At 67.6% G+C, this 20,395-nt stretch carries 14 protein-coding genes; 8 read left to right on the top strand and 6 right to left on the bottom strand.

Features of this window, described 5'->3' with window-relative positions; genetic code table 11:
- Positions 1-41 precede the first annotated feature (41 nt).
- Entirely contained in the window at positions 42-1,097 is a 1,056-nt protein-coding gene (nirK, locus tag ACJYUO_RS07835; protein ID WP_494345384.1) for a copper-containing nitrite reductase, read from the bottom strand.
- A 314-nt stretch (positions 1,098-1,411) separates the two neighbouring features.
- Here nirK and ACJYUO_RS07830 point away from each other — a divergent pair, with 314 nt between their 5' ends.
- Positions 1,412-2,542: an aminotransferase class V-fold PLP-dependent enzyme gene (locus ACJYUO_RS07830; RefSeq protein ID WP_494344834.1), complete on the top strand. Its 1,131-nt coding sequence runs from the start codon at positions 1,412-1,414 to the stop codon at positions 2,540-2,542.
- Here ACJYUO_RS07830 and ACJYUO_RS07825 read toward each other — a convergent pair whose 3' ends face one another.
- Positions 2,543-3,076, bottom strand: coding sequence for a hypothetical protein (locus tag ACJYUO_RS07825; protein ID WP_494344833.1), 534 nt, complete (start codon positions 3,074-3,076; stop codon positions 2,543-2,545). It lies immediately after the preceding gene.
- A 260-nt stretch (positions 3,077-3,336) separates the two neighbouring features.
- Here ACJYUO_RS07825 and uvrA point away from each other — a divergent pair, with 260 nt between their 5' ends.
- The 3 genes from uvrA to ACJYUO_RS07810 all read left to right on the top strand — a co-directional run bounded on the left by uvrA (position 3,337) and on the right by ACJYUO_RS07810 (position 7,888).
- Positions 3,337-6,300 (top strand): excinuclease ABC subunit UvrA, encoded by a 2,964-nt coding sequence (gene uvrA / locus ACJYUO_RS07820; RefSeq protein ID WP_494344832.1) that lies wholly within the window; start codon positions 3,337-3,339, stop codon positions 6,298-6,300.
- A gap of 58 nt (positions 6,301-6,358) precedes the next feature.
- Positions 6,359-6,775: a DUF7994 family protein gene (locus tag ACJYUO_RS07815; protein ID WP_494344831.1), complete on the top strand. Its 417-nt coding sequence runs from the start codon at positions 6,359-6,361 to the stop codon at positions 6,773-6,775.
- A gap of 99 nt (positions 6,776-6,874) precedes the next feature.
- Positions 6,875-7,888 (top strand): DUF7972 family membrane protein, encoded by a 1,014-nt coding sequence (locus tag ACJYUO_RS07810; RefSeq protein WP_494344830.1) that lies wholly within the window; start codon positions 6,875-6,877, stop codon positions 7,886-7,888.
- Between the two features lie 77 nt (positions 7,889-7,965).
- On the opposite strand, the gene ACJYUO_RS07805 is transcribed toward ACJYUO_RS07810, so the two are convergent.
- Positions 7,966-8,370, bottom strand: coding sequence for a CBS domain-containing protein (locus ACJYUO_RS07805; RefSeq protein WP_494344829.1), 405 nt, complete (start codon positions 8,368-8,370; stop codon positions 7,966-7,968).
- Positions 8,371-8,548: 178 nt separating this feature from the next.
- Between ACJYUO_RS07805 and ACJYUO_RS07800 the strand changes: the two genes are divergently transcribed.
- Genes ACJYUO_RS07800 through ACJYUO_RS07790 form a run of 3 tightly spaced genes read left to right on the top strand, consistent with a single transcriptional unit; the run spans position 8,549 to position 15,636 of the window.
- Positions 8,549-10,837 carry a hypothetical protein gene (locus ACJYUO_RS07800; protein ID WP_494344828.1) on the top strand — a complete coding sequence of 763 codons (2,289 nt, stop codon included), beginning with the start codon at positions 8,549-8,551 and terminating at the stop codon, positions 10,835-10,837.
- Entirely contained in the window at positions 10,830-11,882 is a 1,053-nt protein-coding gene (locus tag ACJYUO_RS07795; protein ID WP_494344827.1) for a PD-(D/E)XK nuclease family protein, read from the top strand. Before ACJYUO_RS07800 ends, ACJYUO_RS07795 begins: the two co-directional genes overlap by 8 nt.
- Complete coding sequence (locus ACJYUO_RS07790) at positions 11,875-15,636, top strand: UvrD-helicase domain-containing protein (protein WP_494344826.1); 3,762 nt, start codon at positions 11,875-11,877, stop codon at positions 15,634-15,636. The genes ACJYUO_RS07795 and ACJYUO_RS07790 overlap by 8 nt, the downstream gene beginning before the upstream one ends.
- Before the next feature lie 113 nt (positions 15,637-15,749).
- Here ACJYUO_RS07790 and folP read toward each other — a convergent pair whose 3' ends face one another.
- Entirely contained in the window at positions 15,750-18,404 is a 2,655-nt protein-coding gene (gene folP, locus ACJYUO_RS07785; RefSeq protein ID WP_494344825.1) for a dihydropteroate synthase, read from the bottom strand.
- Between the two features lie 193 nt (positions 18,405-18,597).
- Between folP and ACJYUO_RS07780 the strand changes: the two genes are divergently transcribed.
- A complete protein-coding gene (locus ACJYUO_RS07780) occupies positions 18,598-18,969 on the top strand; it encodes a cupin domain-containing protein (RefSeq protein ID WP_494344824.1) in 372 nt (123 codons plus the stop codon).
- 63 nt (positions 18,970-19,032) lie between these two features.
- On the opposite strand, the gene ACJYUO_RS07775 is transcribed toward ACJYUO_RS07780, so the two are convergent.
- Positions 19,033-19,275 (bottom strand): DUF8015 family protein, encoded by a 243-nt coding sequence (locus ACJYUO_RS07775; protein ID WP_494344823.1) that lies wholly within the window; start codon positions 19,273-19,275, stop codon positions 19,033-19,035.
- 169 nt (positions 19,276-19,444) lie between these two features.
- Positions 19,445-20,227 (bottom strand): ABC transporter ATP-binding protein, encoded by a 783-nt coding sequence (locus ACJYUO_RS07770; RefSeq protein ID WP_494344822.1) that lies wholly within the window; start codon positions 20,225-20,227, stop codon positions 19,445-19,447.
- Between the last annotated feature and the right edge of the window lie 168 nt (positions 20,228-20,395).

Raw genomic sequence — 20,395 nt, 5'->3', positions numbered from 1 at the left:
CGAAAAGGAGCCGGGAGCCGGTGTGAGCGGGCGGTGCCCGCTCACGGATTTTCGTCGTAGACGTCGCGGGTGGGTTCGCCGTCGACGCTGACGACGCCGAGTGCGCCGCGGCGGGCGGCGCGGGTCAGCGCGTGGTCGACGATTTTGACCGGGCCGGGCACGGGGAACTCCATTTCGGCGGCAGTGGTGGTTCCCGGTGCGACGGGTGCGGTCTCGACGTTTTTGTCGGGGTCGGTCAGCAGGTCGCCGTCGCGGTAGTAGCGGCTCCAGACGTTCCCGATGGGGTGGAACGAACTCAGGAGGTTCGGGCCGCCGTTGGCGAAGTAGACGCGGGCGGTTTCGCCGGTCTCGGCCTGCATGGGCTGGCCATCGTCGGGGGCGAAGCCGTAGGCCTGGCCGTTGAAGACGACGTAGGTCGGTTCTTCGGCCAGCATCGCGTCGAAGTCGAACTCGTGGTGGCCCTCCTCGCCGACCTCGCCGGTGGTGTAGATCTCGTGTTGGCCGAGGTAGTACTCGGTGTCGACCTCGGGGAGGCCGTCCTCGGGCTCGACGAGGATCGAGCCGAACATGCCCGCGCTGATGTGCTGGTCCATGTTCGGGATCGCACAGTGGTAGATGAATACGCCCGCGTAGTCGGCCGTGAAGCTGATCTGGGTCGGGTCGTCCCCGGGTGCGATCGTGGTCGCGTCCGCGCCGCCGCCGGGGCCGTAGACCGCGTGGAAGTCCATGTTGTGGGCCGCCACGTTGAGGTCCTCGGGCACGTCGAAGGTCAGGTTCACCCGGTCGCCCCGGCGGACCCGGACCATCGGCCCCGGTACCTGCCCCTCGAAGGTCATGTACTCGAAGGTAACCCCCGGCTCGATCTCGGCGGTCACCCGCTCGGTCTGAATCGTGATGTCGTGTTCCCGGGGCTCGTTCCAGTCGACCGGCTCCGGAATGTCCGTCGGATCCCGCGCGATTCGGTCGACGTCGACCTCCTTGGCCGCCGGCAGCCCCTCCTCGCTCGCCGACTGATCGCTTTCCGCACCGTTCTCCTCGGTCTCACCGCCGAGACAACCGGCCACCGCAGCGACGCCGGTCGCCCCGAGCGCTTGCACCATCTGCCGTCGGTTGAGTCGAGTATGGGTCATCGGTCTTCCTCCTCACGTGGTCGTAGGGGGGACATACGTTCAGGCGTATCGACGATTCTCGAGAGATGGTAAGCGAGTTGACTGTTCCCACTATATCGAGGGTGTTTAAATGCTACTTTGAGTTGCGGCGCAATTCGCTCGCGATAGCGGTCAGTGCGGGCTTCGCCGGAGAGGCAAGCGGCTCGGATACTGTCGACCTCTCTGGTTCTCGAGATGAATATAACCGACCGACAGCGAAGTAACCGTCAGAACGAACATCGGTCGACGCAAACCACCCTCCGATGGATCCGATCGAGCTACGCGAGGCGATGCCGGCCCTCGAGTCGACCGTCTACTGCAACTGGGGTGCCGGCGGGCCGAGCCCGCGCCGCGTGGTCGACGCGTCCGAATCGGCCCTCGAGTACCACGAGTACGAGGCACCTGCCGCCGAGGGGATGTACCCCGCGGCATTCGACGCCTACGACGACGCGCGAGCGGCCGTCGCCGACCTGTTCGGAGCGGACCCGAGCGAGGTCGCACTCACCCAGAGCACGACCGACGGGATCAACCGGATCGCGAGTGCGTTCGACTGGGGCGAAGACGACGTTGTCGTCCGCACCGACCTCGAGCACTCCGCGGGCATCCTGCCGTGGCAGCGCCTCGAACGCGAGTACGGCGTCGAGGTGCAAGTACTCGACACTGAGGGTGGACGGCTCGAGCTCGCGGACGTGAAAGCGGCGGCCGACGACGCGACGCTGTTCTGCGTGAGTTCGCTTACCTGGACCCACGGGACGCGACTGCCGGTTTCCGAGATCGTCGACATCGCCCACGACGCCGGGGCACTGGTGCTGGTCGACGCCGTCCAGTCGCCCGGGCAGGTACCCGTCGACGTACAGGAGTGGGGTGCCGACTTCGTCGTCGGGGCGGGCCACAAGTGGCTGCTCGGTCCCTTCGGTGCTGGCTTCCTCTACGTCCGCGACGGCGTCGAACGGGACCTCGTCCCCGCCGCAATCGGCTACCGGAGCGTCGCGGACGAAAACGCCACAGACTACCGCTATGCAGCGGGCGCGCGACGACTCGAGATCGGCACCGCGAGCCCCGCGCCCTACGCCGGGCTGACGGAAGCGATCGAGGTGCTCGAGGAGGTCGGCATCGAGACGATCCAGCAGCGAATCGAGACGCTGACCGACCGTCTCAAAGCGGGCGTTCCGGACGAGCGGCTGTTGAGTCCCCGCGAGTACGAATCCGGACTGGTGACGATCGATGTCGACGAACCGGAGACGACAGTCGAGCGTCTCGCCGATCGGGGGATCGTCGTCCGGCCGCTGCCGACACCGGACGCGGTTCGGGCGTCGATCCACGCGTTCAATACCAAAGAGGACGTAGACGCGGTGCTCGAGGCCCTCGAGGACGAGTACTACCCGCGAGACTGATTACTCGGACTGAGATTCCGATTCGGGTTCCGGTTCCGACTCGGCATCCGCGGACGCGGCTGCAGCCTCGACTATCGTCTCCCGCTCGTCGAAGTACGCCGGTGCGTCGGCGTCGGCTTCGAACTCGACGATGCGGGTCAGTGCCTCCTGTTCGTCATCGACGGCCGACGACAGCTCCTCGGCGAGTTCGGTATACCCGGCGGCGAGATCCTGAAACGCCTGCATGCGGGCCTGTTTCGCCTCCACGAGCAGCTGTTTCTCCTCGAGTTCCTGCTGTAACTCCTCGATCGCCGCGACGTCGACCTCGCTTGCGTCCGGCACGTCCGCGGTCGACGGGGATTCGGTCGCCTCTACCTCGTCGGGCAGCGCCTCGAGGCGCGACCGGATCTCGGCCATCTCCTGATCGATCTCGTCGAGTAGCTCGTCGGCTTCCTCGCCCATCGTCGTGACGCTGCCCGAGAGGAGCCCGGCCTGCGTGCGGCAGTACTCGACGAATTCGTCGACCGCGAAGTCGTCCGCGGCGTCGTCGCTCATACGCGTCCTTTGGGCTGCCGGCCGAAGTTACTTTGGTCCGGCCGCCGACCCGCAGTGGGCAGACCGAGATCGAGCGTGAAACTCCAGTCGCGTGCGAGTGAGACGGCTGCCGAACTGCACTCTTACCTCGAGTGGTATTTGTTGACGAGCACCACGACAGTGGCCTTTCAGACTCGTTAAGTCCTTGCAGCCACTGACACAGATACAATGAATCTGGAACTGCGTCGACAGAAGAGACTGTCTCTCCGCGCGACCGAACGATGAGCAAGGACTTCATCGAAGTGCGCGGTGCGGAAGAGCACAACCTCAAGGACATCGACGTGACGATCCCCCGTGAGGCGTTTACCGTCGTCACCGGCCTCTCGGGGTCGGGCAAGTCCTCGCTCGCGTTCGAGACGGTCTACGCGGAGGGCCAGCGCCGGTACATCGAGAGCCTCTCGGCGTACGCTCGGAACTTCCTCGGCCAGATGGACAAACCGCAGGTCGAGACCGTCGAGGGTCTCTCGCCGGCTATCTCGATCGATCAGAAGAACGCCGCGAACAACCCGCGATCGACCGTCGGGACGGTCACCGAACTCCACGACTACCTGCGCCTGCTGTACGCCCGCGTCGGCACGCCCCACTGCCCGGAGTGCGGTCGCGAAGTCGGCGAGCAGTCGGCCCAGAACATGGTCGAGCGCATCCTCGAGCTCCCCGAGGGAACCAAGGCCAAACTCGCGGCACCCGTCGTCCGCGACCAGAAGGGTGCCTTCGAGGACCTCTTCGAGGAACTCGTCTCGGAAGGCTACGCCCGCGTCGAGATCGACGGCGAGGAGTACGACCTCACGATGGACGACCCCGACTTAGACGAGAACTTCGATCACACCGTCGACGTGATCGTCGACCGCGTGAAGGTCTCGACCGAAGCCCGTCCGCGGATCATCGACAGCGTCGAGACGGCGCTCGACGAGGCCGACGGCGTCATGAAGGTCATCCTCCCGGACGCCTCCGAAGAAGTCGCCGCGGACCTCGGCGACGAGGCCCGCAGCACGGGCGCGCTCGGCGACGAGACCGAGGAGGACGACCGGTTCGTCGTCGAGTTCTCGAAGGACCTCGCGTGTACCCACTGCGGCATCGACGTGCCCGAGATCGAAACTCGTTCGTTCTCCTTTAATTCGCCCCACGGTGCCTGTCCCGAGTGCGAGGGGCTCGGCGAAACCAAGGAGGTCGACGAGGACCTCGTCCTGCAGGACGAATCCAAGCCGCTCAAACACGTCTTCGAGCCGTGGAGCTACAACCGATCGTACTACCAGACGCGGCTCGACGCCGTCGCGGAACACTTCGATGTGCCGCTTTCAACGCCGTTCGAGGAGCTGGACGGGGACATCCAGCAGGCGTTCCTCTACGGCACGGACGGCGAAGTGGTGTTCAAGCGAAGCACGAAAAACGGCACCCGTCGGAAGAAAAAGCACTTCGAGGGCGTCATTCCGAACTTGGAACGGCGCTACCTCGAGACCGACTCCGATTCGACCCGAGAACACATCGAGGACTACATGTCGGTCACGGAGTGTCCGGCCTGTGACGGCACCCGGCTCAAGCCCGCGAGCCGCGCCGTGCTGGTCGACGACAGTTCGATCACCGAGATCAACGCGATGAGCATCGGCGACGCCCGCGAGCACTTCGAGTCGATGGAAGCCGACCTCACCGAACGCGAGAGGGTCATCGCCGAGGAGATCTTAAAAGAGATCCGGGCGCGACTCGGCTTCATGTGCGAGGTCGGCCTCGACTACATCACGCTCGACCGGGAGGCCTCGACGCTCTCGGGCGGCGAGAGCCAGCGCATCCGGCTCGCCACGCAGATCGGCTCCGGCCTCGTCGGCGTCCTCTACGTCCTCGACGAGCCCTCGATCGGGCTCCACCAGCGGGACAACGACCGGCTGCTCGACACCTTAGAAGAGTTGCGCGATCTGGGCAACACGCTTCTGGTGGTCGAACACGACGAGGAGACCATGCGCCGGGCGGACAACGTCATCGACATGGGGCCCGGCCCCGGCAAGCGCGGCGGCGAGATCGTCGCCAACGGCTCCGTCGATGAGGTCATGGAGACCGAGGGATCCGTCACCGGCGACTACCTCTCGGGCCAGCGTCAGATTCCGGTGCCCGATGAACGCCGCGATCCGGAGGGCGCGCTGACGATCCGCGGGGCGCGCCAGCACAACCTCAAGGACCTCGACGTCGATATCCCGCTCGGCTGTTTCACCGCGATCACCGGCGTCTCCGGCTCCGGGAAGTCCACGCTGATGCACGAGGTGTTCTACAAGGGCCTCGCTCGCGAGATGAACGACAACACGAGCGTCATCCCCGGCGATCACGACGCCATCGAGGGACTGGACCAGATCGAGACGGTCCGCCTGATCGATCAGTCGCCGATCGGCCGCACCCCGCGGTCGAACCCCGCGACCTACACCAGCGTCTTCGACTACATCCGGGAGCTGTTCGCCTCGACGAAGCTCGCGAAACAGCGCGGCTACGAGAAGGGGCGGTTCTCCTTTAACGTCAAAGACGGCCGCTGCGAGGAGTGTGGCGGCCAGGGCACGGTGAAAATCGAGATGAACTTCCTCTCGGATGTCTACGTCCCCTGTGAGGAGTGTGGCGGCGATCGCTACAACGACGCCACGCTCGATGTCACCTACAAGGACAAGACCATCGCCGACGTCCTCGAGATGTCCGTCGAGGAAGCCTACGACTTCTTCGAGTCCTCGAGCCAGATCCGCCGGCGGCTCAAGCTGCTCAAAGATGTCGGTCTCGATTACATGAAACTCGGCCAGCCCTCGACCACGCTGTCGGGCGGTGAGGCCCAGCGAATCAAGCTCGCCGAGGAACTCGGCAAGAAGGACTCGGGCGAGACGCTGTACCTGCTCGACGAGCCCACCACGGGACTCCACAGCGAGGACGAGCGCAAACTCATCGACGTGCTCCACCGGCTGACCGACAACGGCAACACCATCGCCGTCATCGAGCACGAGCTCGACCTCGTCAAGAACGCCGACCACGTCATCGACCTCGGCCCCGAGGGCGGCGAGAACGGCGGCGAAATCGTCGCGACCGGCACACCGGAAGACGTCGCGCGACTCGAGGACTCACACACCGGCCGCTACCTGCGGGACCTGCTCCCCAAGATCGATCTCGAGGGCCCCCGGGGCGAGCGCGTCGAGCCGGTGAGCGCGCCGATGGACGACGACTGACCGCGCAGTCGAGGGGAGTGAGAACGCCTAACTGTACTCCCGGCGAACCGGCCGAGCGATGAGCGGACTGAAGACCGTCGTTCGCCGCGGGTTCGCCGGCGGCGGGTTCGCGACGCTGCTACTGGCGGGACTGTTCCTCGTCAGCGGTGACCTCGCGGCCACGTCGACACTGTTTTTGGCCGGCTGGCTCGCCGCCGTCGGCGTCGTATTGGTGCTCGCCGGGACCCGCGAGCGACTGTCCGTTGGCAGCCGGACCGTCGGCTGGCCCCGCGTGGCCGCGGTCGGGATCGCACTTCTCGCGGTCGGCTGCGGCGCGTTCGGGCTTTCACAACTCCGCCGGCTCGAGGTCGCGAGCCCGGCGTGGCTGCTCACTGCCGCGATGGTGGTCTTCGCGCTCGGCTACTTCGCGTGGTTCGCGGGCGAGTGCTGGACCGGCGGCCGCCGACTGGACGAGGAGATGTTTGCCGTCGAGTGACCCGTCGACGGGCGACATGGGGCGGCCGCGGATCGGGCTCTTTTCAGCGAGTCCAGTGGTGCGCCCGGTCTTTTCAGCGCCGACGTTGACCGGGCCGGCATGAGCGCACGCGACCGGGCACTCTCGACGACCGCGGACGGCGAGGAGAGCCAGTTGACCTACGAGACGGTGACCGAGTCGCCGCTCAAGCGGTGGGCGCTCCTCGACGGCCACCGGCTGGCGATCGCCGGACTGCTGACGATCGGTCTGTACGCGGCCGTCGTCGTGCTCTATCTCGCCGGACTGTTCCCAGTGACCGACACCGGAACCGTCGTCACGCTCTATGGGTCGCTCGTCGGCGGCACGCTCCCGTTCATCACGATCGTGCTGGCGATCAACCAACTGGTGCTCTCACAGGAGTTGGGGTGGACGCCCGCGCTTCGAGACCGGTTCGACGGCATGACCGACTTCCAACGGGACGTCGAGGAACTGACCGACGCGGGCGTCAGTCCGGCATCACCGGCCGCCTTCCTGAACGTCATCGTCACCGCGACGGTCGACCGCGCCCGAGACCTTCCCGCCGCGCTCGCGGACGACGCCGGCGACGAGAAACGGCGGGAACTCGAGCGGTTCATCGCCGCCCTCGAGTCGGACGGGCAGACGGTCTCGACCGCGCTCGAGGACGCGGAGTTCGGCACGTTCGAGGCGCTGTCGGCCGTGTTGGGCCACCATCAGGGCAACTACTATCACGCGGCGCGGACGTTCCGGGACGAGTGGAGCGACGCCTTCGACGAGAGGGAGCCCCTCGAGGAACTGATCGAACTGCTCGGCTTCCTCGCGATCGCCCGACAGACGTTCAAGACGCTGTACGTCCAGCACGAACTCGCCGTTCTCTCGCGGATGCTGCTGTACGTCGGGTTTCCGACGCTGGTCGGCGGCGGGCTGCTCATGCTTTCGTACTCGCAGTTGGTCGGGGCGATCTCGAGCACGTGGCTGCTCCTGTCGATCGCCGCCGGTGGCGTCGTCCTCGTCTTCCTCCCGTTTATGGTCCTGCTGAGCTACGCGCTCCGGATCGCAACGATCGCCGCGCGGACCGCCGATTTCGGTCCCTTCGTCCCACGGGCCTCGAGCTGATCGCACGACGCGGCCGTTCCACGCGGGTCCGGCCCCGGCGACGGCCTCGAGGGCCCGTTTCCGAGCGCACGGCGCGATTACTCGGGGCTCGGGGACTGGACGCGAGAGAGGTAGCCCGCCAGATCCGACGTAGTGACCATCCCGATGACGCCCTCGTCCTCGTCGATGACGGGGATGTGGTGGAAGCCCCGTTCGACCATCGTGTCCGCGGCGTCGCGGATGCTGTCTTGTGCCGTGACCGTCACGACGTCGGCGCTCATATACTTCGAGACCGGCGTCTGGTCTTTGGGCTTCTGTTCGGCGACGATCTTGACGAAGTCCGTCGTCGTCAGGATCCCCTCGAGCCGGTTGTCGTCGTCGACGACGATGACCGACCCGATCTCGTTTGCGAGCATTTCCTGTGCGGCGTCCTCGACGAGCGTGTCCGGCGTCACCGTGTGCAGCGACGAGGACATGACTCGAGCGACGAAAATATCCTCCATACTGTACCGTATTCAGTATACAATATAAGGATTGTCGGACTGGAGTCGCTCGAGACCGGCCCCGACCAGACTGCGCGGACGGCGACCGCCGGCCGATCGGGCATCTGGATGACAAACGGCGAGCAGGTCGTGCCCACATTTAAGTAGGGATTCCGCCATACACGGTGACGTACAACCGATGGCGTCTCCGCCGCCCGCACTCGACGGAACTTGCAAGCTCCTCTCCAGCCCCGCGCCCGGCAGCGACGTGTTCGCGACCGTCGCCGCCGAGTACGCCGCCCTCGCGGCGGAACACGGCCCGCGAAACGTCTTGGTTCTGAAACGGCATCCGACGGGCCTCGAGTCCCTGACCGACGCGCTGGCCGAAACCGACCGCGAGCGGGCCGCCAGGGGACCGCGCTCGCCCCGAATCGAATCGCTGCCGGAACACGCTTCGAAGACCATCGAGGAGTACGATCCGACGCTCTCTCGCCTCGAGTACGAGGAGCGTATCGAACTCATCTCGCTGGTGATCGACGGTGCGAGCCGCGCGGTGCCGGACTACCTCGAGCGCGCGGCCGCCCACGAGAGTTTCTCGCGCGACGTGGGGCAACTGCTGCTCGCGGCGACCCGTCAACGGATCCGGCTCGACGACCTCGAGATCGACGATCCCCACGACTGTCTGGCCTTCCTGTACGCGATGAACGACCGGTTCCACGCGGAACTCGACGATCGGGACTACGTCGAGCGGGCCGACGTGATCCCGCAGGCGGTCGACCTGCTCGAGGCGGACGCCGACGGGCTGCGCACTCGCGTCACCGACTCGTTCGACGCCGTCCTCGCCGTCGAATTCGAGGAGTACCGCCGGCTCGACCGCCGGTATCTCGCGGCGCTCACCCGCGACGCCGACCTCGTCTGTCTCGGCGAGCGCCACGCCAGCGTCGAGCGCACGCGGGTCGAACCGGGCCGCATTGCGTCCATCGCAACTGAGGCCGGCCTCAAGGTCGAGCCGGTAGAGCCCGTGGCCGCCGCCGAAGGCGGTGCCGACGGCTCGCCCGCTCCCTCTCCCCCACATCGCGCTATCACGCGATTCCTCGCGACCGGCGAGCCGCCGGATCGAAGCCCGCCCGACGCGTCGGCCGGAGCCGAATCCAGAAACGCCGACCCGGCGGGCGTCGCGCGACGCGTTCGGACCGAGACGGCCCGCGAACAGGTGCGGGCGGTCGCGACCGAAATCGAATCGCTGCGCGACCGCCACGGCTGGTCCCACGACGAGTTCGCCGTCGCGGTCCCGCGGATCGAGCGGGTGCCGGAGACGAGACGGCGGCTCCGGGACGCCGGCGTGCCGACGGCGACGATCGGCACCCCCTCGCTGGCGGACGACCCCGCGGTGAACGAACTCTACGCGGTCGTCACGCTCCAGTGCGAACGCGAGCGAGACGGGAACGCCGACGAACTCGCTCGAGCCGAGTCACCCGACCGTCGGCGGGACTCGAGTGATCCGCGGGACGTCTCGCTGGATCGGCTCCGCGCCCGCGTCCCCGAGTTCTCGCCGGAGTTGCTGGCGGCGACCGCCGGGGCGAGCGTCCGCCGCTCGCTCGAGCGCTGGATTCGAGAGACGGACCTGAAGGGGCGGATCGCCCGCGAGGAGGACTGGGTCGACGCCCGCGAGCAGTACGAGGGCGTCCGGCGGGTCCTCGAGATCGCCCGGTTCGTCGAGGAGACGGACCTGGTGGGGCCGGACTGGCAGGGGCTGCGCCGGATGCTCCGTCGAACGATCCAGTACGACGCGCCGTACGTCCACGCGGTCGAGACGCGGCCGCCGACCGGCGGCGTCACCGTCTGTGCCGTCGACGACCTCAAGTACGACTCGCGGAAGGCGGTCTTCCTGCTGGACCTGATCGACGAGACCTACCCGGGCGAACAGTTTCTCACCCAGCTGTTCCCGACGGCGTGGCTCCGGAACATGCCGGCCTACCCCGCGGTCACGGCCCCCTCGGACGCGGACATCGCGGAGACCTTTGAGACGGTCGACGCAGACGGTTTCGGGGACCCCTTCGAGACGTACCACGCCCAGCGGTCCCGCAGGCGGCTCGCGCTCGGGGCTCGCGCCGCCGAACGCGCTCTTTACTGCTGTTCCTACGAGCGGGGTTCGGGAAGCCTGCAGCGGACCTACGACGAGTCGCGCTACCTGAAACTGATCGAGTCGACGCCCGGCCTCGCCTTCGAGGAGATCGACGCCACCGCGGACGCGGCGATCCACGGCGAGACGAACGCGCTCGAGGCGTTGCTGGCCCAGCCGCGGGGCGAACTCGAGCGAGTGCTCCGGGAGGCGAGCACCGGCGGGGAGGCGGACCTCGGCGAGACCGAAGCCCTGTTCGAGGAGATCGCGGTCGTGCTCGAGGAGGGAGACGTCGACGACGAACTCGCCGAAGCGGTCCGCTCGCAGTTCGAGTTCGCCGCGGGCGAGGTGGTCCGCGATGACTGACGCCGACTCGAGCGCCGCCTCGCTTTCGGTCGACGGGCTCCGCACCGCTCTTCACTGCCCCCGCCGGTACGAGTTCGCCCACGTCCACGGACTCGACGGGAGCGACGACGACGACGCCGTTGACGACCGCGTCGCCCTCCTGCGGACCGCCATCTGCGACGCGCTCCGGAGCGGCGAGACCGACCGGGACGAACTCGAGGCGGTCGCCCACGACCGGCTCTCAGCGCTGTGGACCGACCACGACGAGCCGTTCCACTCCGTCGCCCAGCGCCGCCACGAACGGCGGGTGCTCGAGGCGACGCTTTCGGCGTACCTCGAGCGCGTCGGGGTCGACCACGCCGCGGGGATCGCGCGACTCGACGCCGACGCGGCCCGCGGCGAACTGATCGGGCCGGAACTCCCGCTCTCGAGTACGGTCGCGCTCCCCGACGCGGCGGGCGGATCGGAGTCGCCCGCGGCCGACGCGGTGACGATCGACGCGACGGTCGATTACGTCTACGGCGACGGCTCGTCGATCGTCGGCGTCCGGTTCGTCCCGACGCTCGCGCCGCTTGGCCGCCTGCGCTACCGGTCGGACTGGGAGGGCGACGTGGCCGACCTCTTTACCGACCACTTCGACGACGAGCAGGACGCGTTCGACCCGGACCCGGTCGGTTCGCTCTTCGAGACCGCCGTCGTCATCGACGGGCTCCGCGCCCTCCGCGACCGGCTCGAGCTGGGCGAGCGGACCTGTCGGTACGTCCAGATTCCGCTGGCCGACCGGTCGGGAACGGCGGTGAACTGGGTTCGGGACACCGTCGAGACGAGCCTCGAGGTCGTCGATCTCACCGACGTCTATATCGATCACCACACTTACGGCATGACTCACGATCACCGAAACGAGACCGTCGACAGCCGACTCGCGACCGTCGCATCACGCCTCGTGTCTGGGCCGTTCGACCCGTCAGACCGCTGGGCCCAGATCGAGGACCACGCCTGTCCCGACTGCGAGTACACCGTCTGCTGTCAGGAGTACATCGCACAGGAGGTGCGCTTCGATGGGTGAGACGCCACAGCGGGATCGAGCAGACGATCGGAGCCTCGAGCCGGGAGCCGACCGAGCGGTCGACGGAGCCGACGCGTCCGAGAGGGCCAGCGCGCTCGATATCGCGGCCGAGGACATCGAGCCGAAGGGCAATCAGGAGGCGGTCATCGACAGCCGCGCGGCCTGTACCTCCGTCGATGCGGGCGCGGGCACCGGGAAGACGACGACGATGCTCGTCCGGATCGAGCGCGCCGTCGAGCGGGGCGACGTCGATCCCGACGACGTGCTCGTGTTGACCTTCGCCAACGAGGCGGCCGCGAGCATCCGCACGGCGGTCGCCGAGCGGCTCGATCCCGACGCCGCGGCGGCGATCGACGTCTACACCTACCACTCGTTCTGTTACCGGCTCGTCCGCGAGTACGCCTACTATCTGGGCTACTCGCCCGAGTTCGACGTCGTCACCGAGCGCATGCGACGGCGGCTCATCGGCCGCCTGCTCGCGACCAACGACTACGATTTCGCGGCCGCGTCGACCCGAAACGACGGCTCGCCGGCCGACCTCGTCGACTCGGTCGATCGGTTCATCCAGTCGATGAGCCAAGAAGACATTACGCCCGCGGACTTACAGTCGGGTTTGCCGCCGGTTCGCACCCTCGAGTTGTGCAACGAGTTCGTCCTCTGGCTCGAGCGAACCGCCGGCGACGACCTCTCCTTTGATAACGAGGCGTTCCGGTTCTTCAATCGAGAGGAGCACCTCGAGGCGGCCCATGAGTCGCTGGTCGATTACGGCAAACTCGTCTCCTACTGCCGAGAGAAGATCGCGGAAGCGCCGGACACGTTCCGCGAGGACGACGTGGTCAGGGACATCGACCGCTATCTTCGGACCCTCCAGACGTGCGTGACGAATACGATCGAGACCCTGTCGCTCGACGACCGGACGACGAAACACCTGCCGCGGGCGCTGTTCGGCAACCGAATCTGGGGGCAGGCGACGAGCCGGATCGAGCAGACGCCCTTCGGCCGCCTGAAACACTACGTCGAGTTCCTCCGGCTGGCCCGGCACTACGCCGACGTCTACGCGGATTACCACGAGGCGCTCGCGGCCGAGCGGACGATGGATTTCGACGAGTTGGTGCGGACGGCGACGGGGCTGCTGGAGGATGCGGCGATCGCAGACGAGATCACCGGCCAGTGGACGCAAGTCTACTGCGACGAGTTCCAGGACACCGACGAGACCCAGTTCTCGCTGGTCACCGAACTCACGGACGGCCCCGACCGGCCGGACCTGCTCGCGATCGGCGACAAAGATCAAGCGATCTACGGCTGGCGCGGCACCGACCGCGAGGGCCTCGACCGACTGGCCGACGCCTACGACGACCACGAGGGGATCGAACTCGAGCTCAACTTCCGCTCGAGACAGGAGATCCTGGACCTGACCAACGGCTGTGACTACGGCCCGCAGTCCTCGAAGACGCTGCGGGAGGACGGCCGGGCACGCGGGACTTACGACGAGCCGGAGCCACCGGATCGGGTCGTCAAGGTCGAGAGCGACGCGGTGCCCCAGTCGACGCCCGAACAGGTCGCGACGACGGTCTCGCGGCTTCTCAACGGCGAGGCCGCGAACGTTCCCCAGCGGTCGCTGGGCGATCTCGCGGTCATCGTCCGGACGAACCACCACGCACAAACCATCGCGGACGCACTGCGGGACCTGCAGATCCCCTACGAAATCTCCGGCTCGCCCCGCGGCGAGATCTCGCCCGGGATACAGACGGTGCTCTCGTACCTGCGCGTCCTCGTCGAGCCGGATGCGGACGCCCACCTCCGGCGCGTGCTGCTCTACCGATACCGGCTCCCCGAGAGCGATCTCGCGGCGCTGCAACGGCGGGACGGCTCGCTGTACGACGCGGTGACAGAAACCGATCCGGCGGCGCTCGACCTCGAGCACCCCGACGGGCTCGCGACGGCGCGGGACCACCTCACGGAGCTCGAGCGGGTCCGGGACGTCTACCCGCTCTCGAGGTTCGTCCGACGGTTCCGGGAACTGACGCGGATCGAGTGGTTCTGTGCGAGCGAGGAGCGGGGCCAGTTCGACCGCCTCGAGCGGTTCGTCGAGGCCTACGACGCCGACGGCGTCGTCCAGTCGCTCTCGGCCGAGTTCGTGGACGCGCTCGCCCAGACCCTGCGAAGCGGCGGGAGCGACCGGACCCGCGGGACTCGATCCGACGACTGCGTCGACGTGATGACAGTCCATCAGGCGAAGGGCCTCGAGTTCGATACCGTCCTCGTGCCCTACCTCTCGGACGAGGAGTGGTGTGTCGACGGGGATTACGTCGAGCGAGCGCGATACCGGCTGCTGGCCGCGACGCTCGACGACGACGTCGACTCCCCGCTACACGCCGACCTCGCCGCGGAACGGGTCGGCGAGGAATGGCGGGTGCTCCATGTCGCACTCACTCGAGCCGAGAACCACCTGTTCGTGTTCGGCTCCGACTACGAGTACGACGGCGACGAGGAGGAACTCGCGGCGTCGACGGCAGAGTCGTGTCTGGCGAGCGACATCGAGTGGTCCGTGACCGGCCAGCGGATGGACCTCTGGTCGTCGCTGACCGCGAGCTTCGAGCGGGTGCGCGAGGTCTACCCCGAAACGGTGGTCGACCGCACGGACGAGATCGCCGCCTCGGCCGGCGAGAGCCCGGGCACCATCACCTACTACGCCGACTACGGGGACCGCGACCTCGAGCCCCTCGAGACCCGCGAGGCGATCGAGACCGTCCACCGGTTGGGCCGGCAGCTTCGCGACGGGACCCTGCTGTCGGCCGCCGACGCCGCGAGTTACGGCCCGCTCGAGGCGACATCTTCCGACGGTTCGGAGCCGGCAGCTCGCGTCCCAAGCGGTCGCCGGCTCTCCGCGCTGACGACCGACACCGTCCGCTTCCCGGTGGAGACGCTGGCGACGGCGACCGACCTCCCGGTCGCGATGCGTCACAGCTACTCCGCGATGGACACCCACGAGACTTGCGCGCGGAAGCATTACCTCGACCACGTCGTCCGAGCGATCGACGACCCCGATCCGCTCGAGGGGGCGAAACGAGCCGGGACCGAGACCGCGGCGGCCGCCGACCCGTCGGCGCGGATCGTCGGCACCGTCTTCCACGACATCGCGGAGGAGGCGTTCCACCGCGAGTACCGAACCCGCAAAGCGTGGCGCGAGGCGGCCGTCCGACAGCTCACCGCGCGCGACCTGCTCGCACACCGCGAGGCCGTCCTCGCCTGTATCGACCGCTACTTCGAGGCGACCGCGCCCGCCTTCGACCGACCCGTCGCCGACTGGGAGCAGCTGGCCGCGGAGCTACCGTTCTCGCTCGAGGACATCGCTGGCGTGACCGGCGACGTGGTCGGCTACGTGGACTCGGTTCGCCGGCTGCCCGACGGCGGGCTCGCCGTCCTCGACTACAAGGCCACCGCCGAGCGGCTCTCTCCCAACGAGGCCGTCCAGTTGGCGCTCTACCTGCGGGCCTGCGAGGACCGGTTCGACGAACCGATTTCGGCCGTCGGCTACGTCTACGTCGGCGACGTCGACGACCCGCACGTCGACTGCTTCGAGCCTGACACACTGCCGTCGTGGGACTCGGTTCTCAAGACGCTCGAGGCGGTCGACGAGCCCTCGTTCCGAAAGACGACGCCGGGTGAGCACTGCCGGCACTGCCCGCACCGGTCGCTTGGCTGTGGGCCGGACGAGTATTCCCTCGAGACCGACGCGGCGAGCAACGACTGAGCGGCGTTCGAAACTTCCCGTCTTCTCGGCAGCCTCAATCCGACCGGACTACTGTCCGGTCGGTTCGCTCTACTCGCTCGCAAAGAAGTAGGTGAGGACGGGACACGACGCACTTACGAGTCCGAGTTCGAACCCGAATCCGAACTCGAAGACCAGTCGAACCGCGCCGGATCGCGCGCCGCCAGCGCCGTCCGGACCGCGGCGACGTTCTCGGGAACGTCGTGGACGCGGATCAGGTCGGCCCCGCGGTCGGCCGCCAGCGCGCTCGCCGCGACGGTCGCCTCGAGTCGCTCGCCGGACTCGCGGCCAACCTGTGCAAACATGGATTTGTGGGAGTGGCCGAACAGCACCGGACAGCCCAGCGCGTGGAACTCGTCGATCCGGTCCAAGAGTTCGAAGTTCTCGGCCGCGGACTTGCCGAAGCCGATGCCGGGGTCGACGATGATCTGGCTCCGGTCGAGTCCGGCCTTCTCGGCCAGCAGGATGCGTTCGGAGAGCTGGTCGATCACGTCCGCGACGACGTCGTCGTACTCGATGTCGCGGTCCGGAACGACCGGCGCGTCGATGCTGTGCATCACGACCAGCCCCGCGTCGTGGTCTGCTGCGACGAAGCGCATCTCGGGGTCCTCGAGCCCCGACACGTCGTTGATGATGTCCGCGCCGGCCTCGAGTGCGGCGTCGGCGACGGCGGCCCGGCGGGTGTCGACCGAGATCAGGGCATCGAAGTCGGCGATCCGTTCGATCACGGGAACGACTCGCTCGAGTTCCTCTTCGACCGAGACGGGAGCCGCGCCCGGCCGGGTGGACTCGCCGCCGATATCGATCACGTCGACATCGGCCTCGACCATCGACTCCGCGCGGGCCACGGCGTCCTCGAGCGCGTCGTACTCGCCGCCGTCGTGAAAGCTGTCAGGCGTGACGTTTAGGATGCCCATTACGGCGGTTCGGTCCGCCCACGGGTAGTCCGGGGTGCTCGAGTCGGCGGTCGTCCAGCCGGGAGCGCGGACTCGACCCGTCCGACGCTCTGCCTCCGATACGCTGCTCTCGGCGGCTGTGGCGTCGCTTCCCTCGTCGACGATACTCGCATCCGTTTCGCCGTCGACCCCGACGCCAGCACTGGCACCGGCGTCGATCTCGAGGGTTTCCCGCAACTCGCGGGCGACATCGGCAAGCCCGTGCGGTCGGGATCGGGTCTCGAGCGCCGCGACGAGCGCTTCGAACTGGGCGAGTGTCCCCATCAGAACGGCGTCGACGACCTCGTCGTCGCGCTCGAGGCCCGAGAGGGCGCACTCGCCGCCGACCCGCAGCAGTTCTTCCTTGAGGATGGTCGCTTGTCGGTCCCGCAGCGCCGTCCTGACGACCCGGTGGACGGCGTCGCCGTCCAGCCGCTCGACGTCGCCCCCGGCGACGTTCGCGGCTTCGAGCGCGTCGCGGGCGTCCGAGCGGTCTCGAACCCGTTTGGAAACGTCGGTTCTGGTCCACCTCGAGCGGGCCTCGGCGACCGCGAACAGCGAGCCGGTGACGAGCACGCAGTCGCCGCTCTCGGCGGCTGCGAGCGCGCTTGCGAGCGCGTCCGACACCGCCGTCTCGGTGCGGACGGTACCGGCACCGGCCTCCGCGAAGACATCAGTGAGGACCGCCGAGTCCTCGGCGCGGTCGAGGGAGGGTTCGGCCACGGTGACGGTATCCGGCGTCGGCAGGAGCGCGGCCATCTCGCGGTGGTCCTTGTCGTGCATCGCGCCGAAGACGAGGTGGAGGTCGTCGTAGTCGTAGGTTCCGAGCGTCTCGGCGAGCCCCTCGCAGGCACCCGGATTGTGCGCGCCGTCGAGGACGGTCAGCGGCCCGGTGTCCAGTACCTCGAATCGGCCCGGCCAGTGGGCGCTCCGCAGACCGCGTGCCAGGTCCGTCGCCGAGACATCGCCGACCTGCCGGGCGAGGGTCGCGGCGATACCCGCGTTCTCGGCCTGATGTGCGCCCAACAGCGGAATCCGCGTCTCGAGATCCCAGTCGTCGGCATCGATCGAGACGGCGGCTTCGGTGTGGTTGGTCCGCCCGCCGTAGGCGACGCGGACATCGGGTCGCGAGCGCTCGCCATCGCCATCGTTCTCGTCGGATTTCGGTCCGACCGTCACCACGTCGCCGGCGATTTCGCGGATCGCCTCGAGCGGGCTTCCGGTGACACCCGTCACGAGCGGCGCGTTTGCCGGCGCAACGTGGGCCTTGTCGCGGGCGATCTCCTCGACGGTGTCGCCGAGGATGCCCGTATGCTCTAAGGTCACGCTCGTCACCGCGCTCGCGACCGGGTCGACGACGCTCGTGGCGTCGTACTTGCCGCCGATACCGACCTCGAGGACGGCGATATCGACGTCCTCGCGGCCGAACTGCCACAGCGCCATCGCGGTCATCGTCTCGAAAAAGGTCGGCGAGTCGCCGTCGGCACCGCGCGCCGTAATGTAGTCGTGGGTGGCGTCGACGTACTCACAGACCGCGGCGCGGGGGATCTTTCGGCCGTCGACGCGGACGCGCTCGCGGAGGTCGTCGAGGTGGGGCGAGGTGTAGAGGCCGACGGAATAGCCGGCATCTCGCAGAGTCCGCTCGAGCATTCGGGCCGTGCTCCCTTTCCCGTTGGAGCCGGCGATCTGGACGAAGTCGACGTCGTCGTGTGGGTCCTCGAGGTGGGCGAGTAGCCGGGCCGTCGACTCCGTGCCCGGCTTCGGGCGGAACCGCCGCAGATCGAAGAGGAAATCCGCCGCCTCGTGATACTCCATGTGGATACCAGAGAGCCCGGTCGTTTTAGAGTATTCCGTTCGCGGACCGCTCGCGTCGTCTCGAGGCGGCCGTTCCCGGCTGCCCGTGCGCTCCTCAGGACGGGCCAATATGTTCGGGGGAAGACCGACCCCACCGGCCCGCCTCTCCCCCGATGCGGAATTAGGCGGACCTAGATCCGCCGGAGATTCAGCCATGCCAGCAACGAATTTCGACGCCGAACGGGCGTACGACGAGGACCAGTTCAGCGCACAGCCGGTGTTCAAAAACGACCGGGTCAAGGTCGTCTGCGGCTACTTCGAGCCTGGACAGTTCATCCCGGTCCACGCACCGGACAGCGACGTGACGATCTGTGTCCGGTCGGGCACGGGCGTCGTCCGCGAGGGCGAGACCGAACACGCGGTCGAACCCGACGACATCGTCGTCGTGGAAGCCGATGTCGACCGGGGGATCCGGGCGAGCGAGGACGAGCGACTCGAGGCCCTGCTCGTGACGAGTCCGCCGCCGACGGACGCCGAGCACGAGCCCGTCCGCGAGGGCCTCGAGCGCGGGGTCTTCGATCCCTAACTCGGGCGACCGAATCGACGCTCGTCGATGAATAGAGACGACAACGGTGCCGACGTGCGGAGTTTACACGTCTCGAGGCCGCGACGGCGGACGGACGAACAGCCCATCGAGCAGTGCGATGGCGGCGACGGCGACGCCCCAGAGAAGGGTCGTTTCGACGGGGAGATCCAGGAGGCGGCCGGCGAGGATAGCGGCCGCGAAGCCCGCCGGAATCAGGCCGAGCAGGAGATCGTATCGGTCGATCGTCGCGACGTAGTCGGCGAGTCGGGACTCGAGATCGATGCCGGTAATGTCTCTCTGCACCATGCCTTCTCACCACCGGACGGGAGTACGGGAGCCGAATACTAAAATCATATGGGCATCTAACGCCACAGCGGGTAGCTACGGCTCGCTTCGGAATTCTCTGCCCGTCTCGTGAATGGCTATCCGCCGGCCGATCCCGACTCGAGGCGTCGTCGCTCGACTTGCGCTCGGCTCACTCGAACGCCGGCTCTGCCGCGACACCCTCCTGTCCGTGCTCGCGGGTAATTTCGAGGAAGGCGTCCTCCAAGCTGCGGGCGTCGCCGGTCTCGGCGCGGGACTTGAGCGTCTCGGGGTCGCCCTCCGCGACGAGTTCACCGTCGTGGAGGACCCCGATTTCGTCGGCCAGTTCGTCGACGACCGGGAGGATGTGCGTCGAGAGGAAGATCGTCATCTCCCGGTCGGCTAGATCGGCGATGGTCTCCCGCATCGTCCGCGCGGCGCGGGGATCGAGCCCGCTCGTCGGCTCGTCGAGGAAGGCGACGGCGGGTTCGTGCAGCACCGCCTGAATGACGCCGACCTTCTGGCGCATCCCCTTCGAGTAGTCCTCGATGCGCTTGTTCGCGTCTTCGAGCAGGTCAAAGCGCTCGAGCAGCGACTCGATGCGCTCGTCGGCGTCGGCCTCGGGGATGTCCCGCAGGCCGGCGGCGTACTCGAGTTGCTCGCGGCCGGAGAGTTCGTCGTAGACCGGTGGCTCCTCGGGCAGGTAGCCGATGTGGGGGGTGACCGACTCGCGCTCGGCGATCGAGTGGCCGGCGACGCGGGCGGTCCCGGCGGTCGGTTTCGTCAGCGTCGTCAGCATCCGCATCGTGGTCGTCTTCCCCGCGCCGTTGGGACCGAGAAAGCCGTAGACGGTTCCGCGATCGACGTCCATCGTCAGCTCCGAGACGGCGGTCGTCTCGCCGTAGCGCTTGGTCAGTCCGTCGGTTTCGATAGCGAGGGCGTCGACAGGGCTCATATGATTCCTTTCACAGCGGTATAATTAAATGTGTGTCATAGCTTGCAGCGATGCGAGAGTCACTCCGTCGATCAGCGCTCGAGAGCGAGACCGCCACCGACGGAATGACAAACATCCAAACAGTTTACTGAGCGCGCAACGGAGCATCGGTTATGGTTCACGCACGCC

The organism is Natrinema sp. CRL1 (assembly GCF_059162405.1).
The sequence above is the reverse complement of the archived record's forward strand: the minus strand, read 5'-3'. Positions and strand labels throughout refer to the sequence as shown.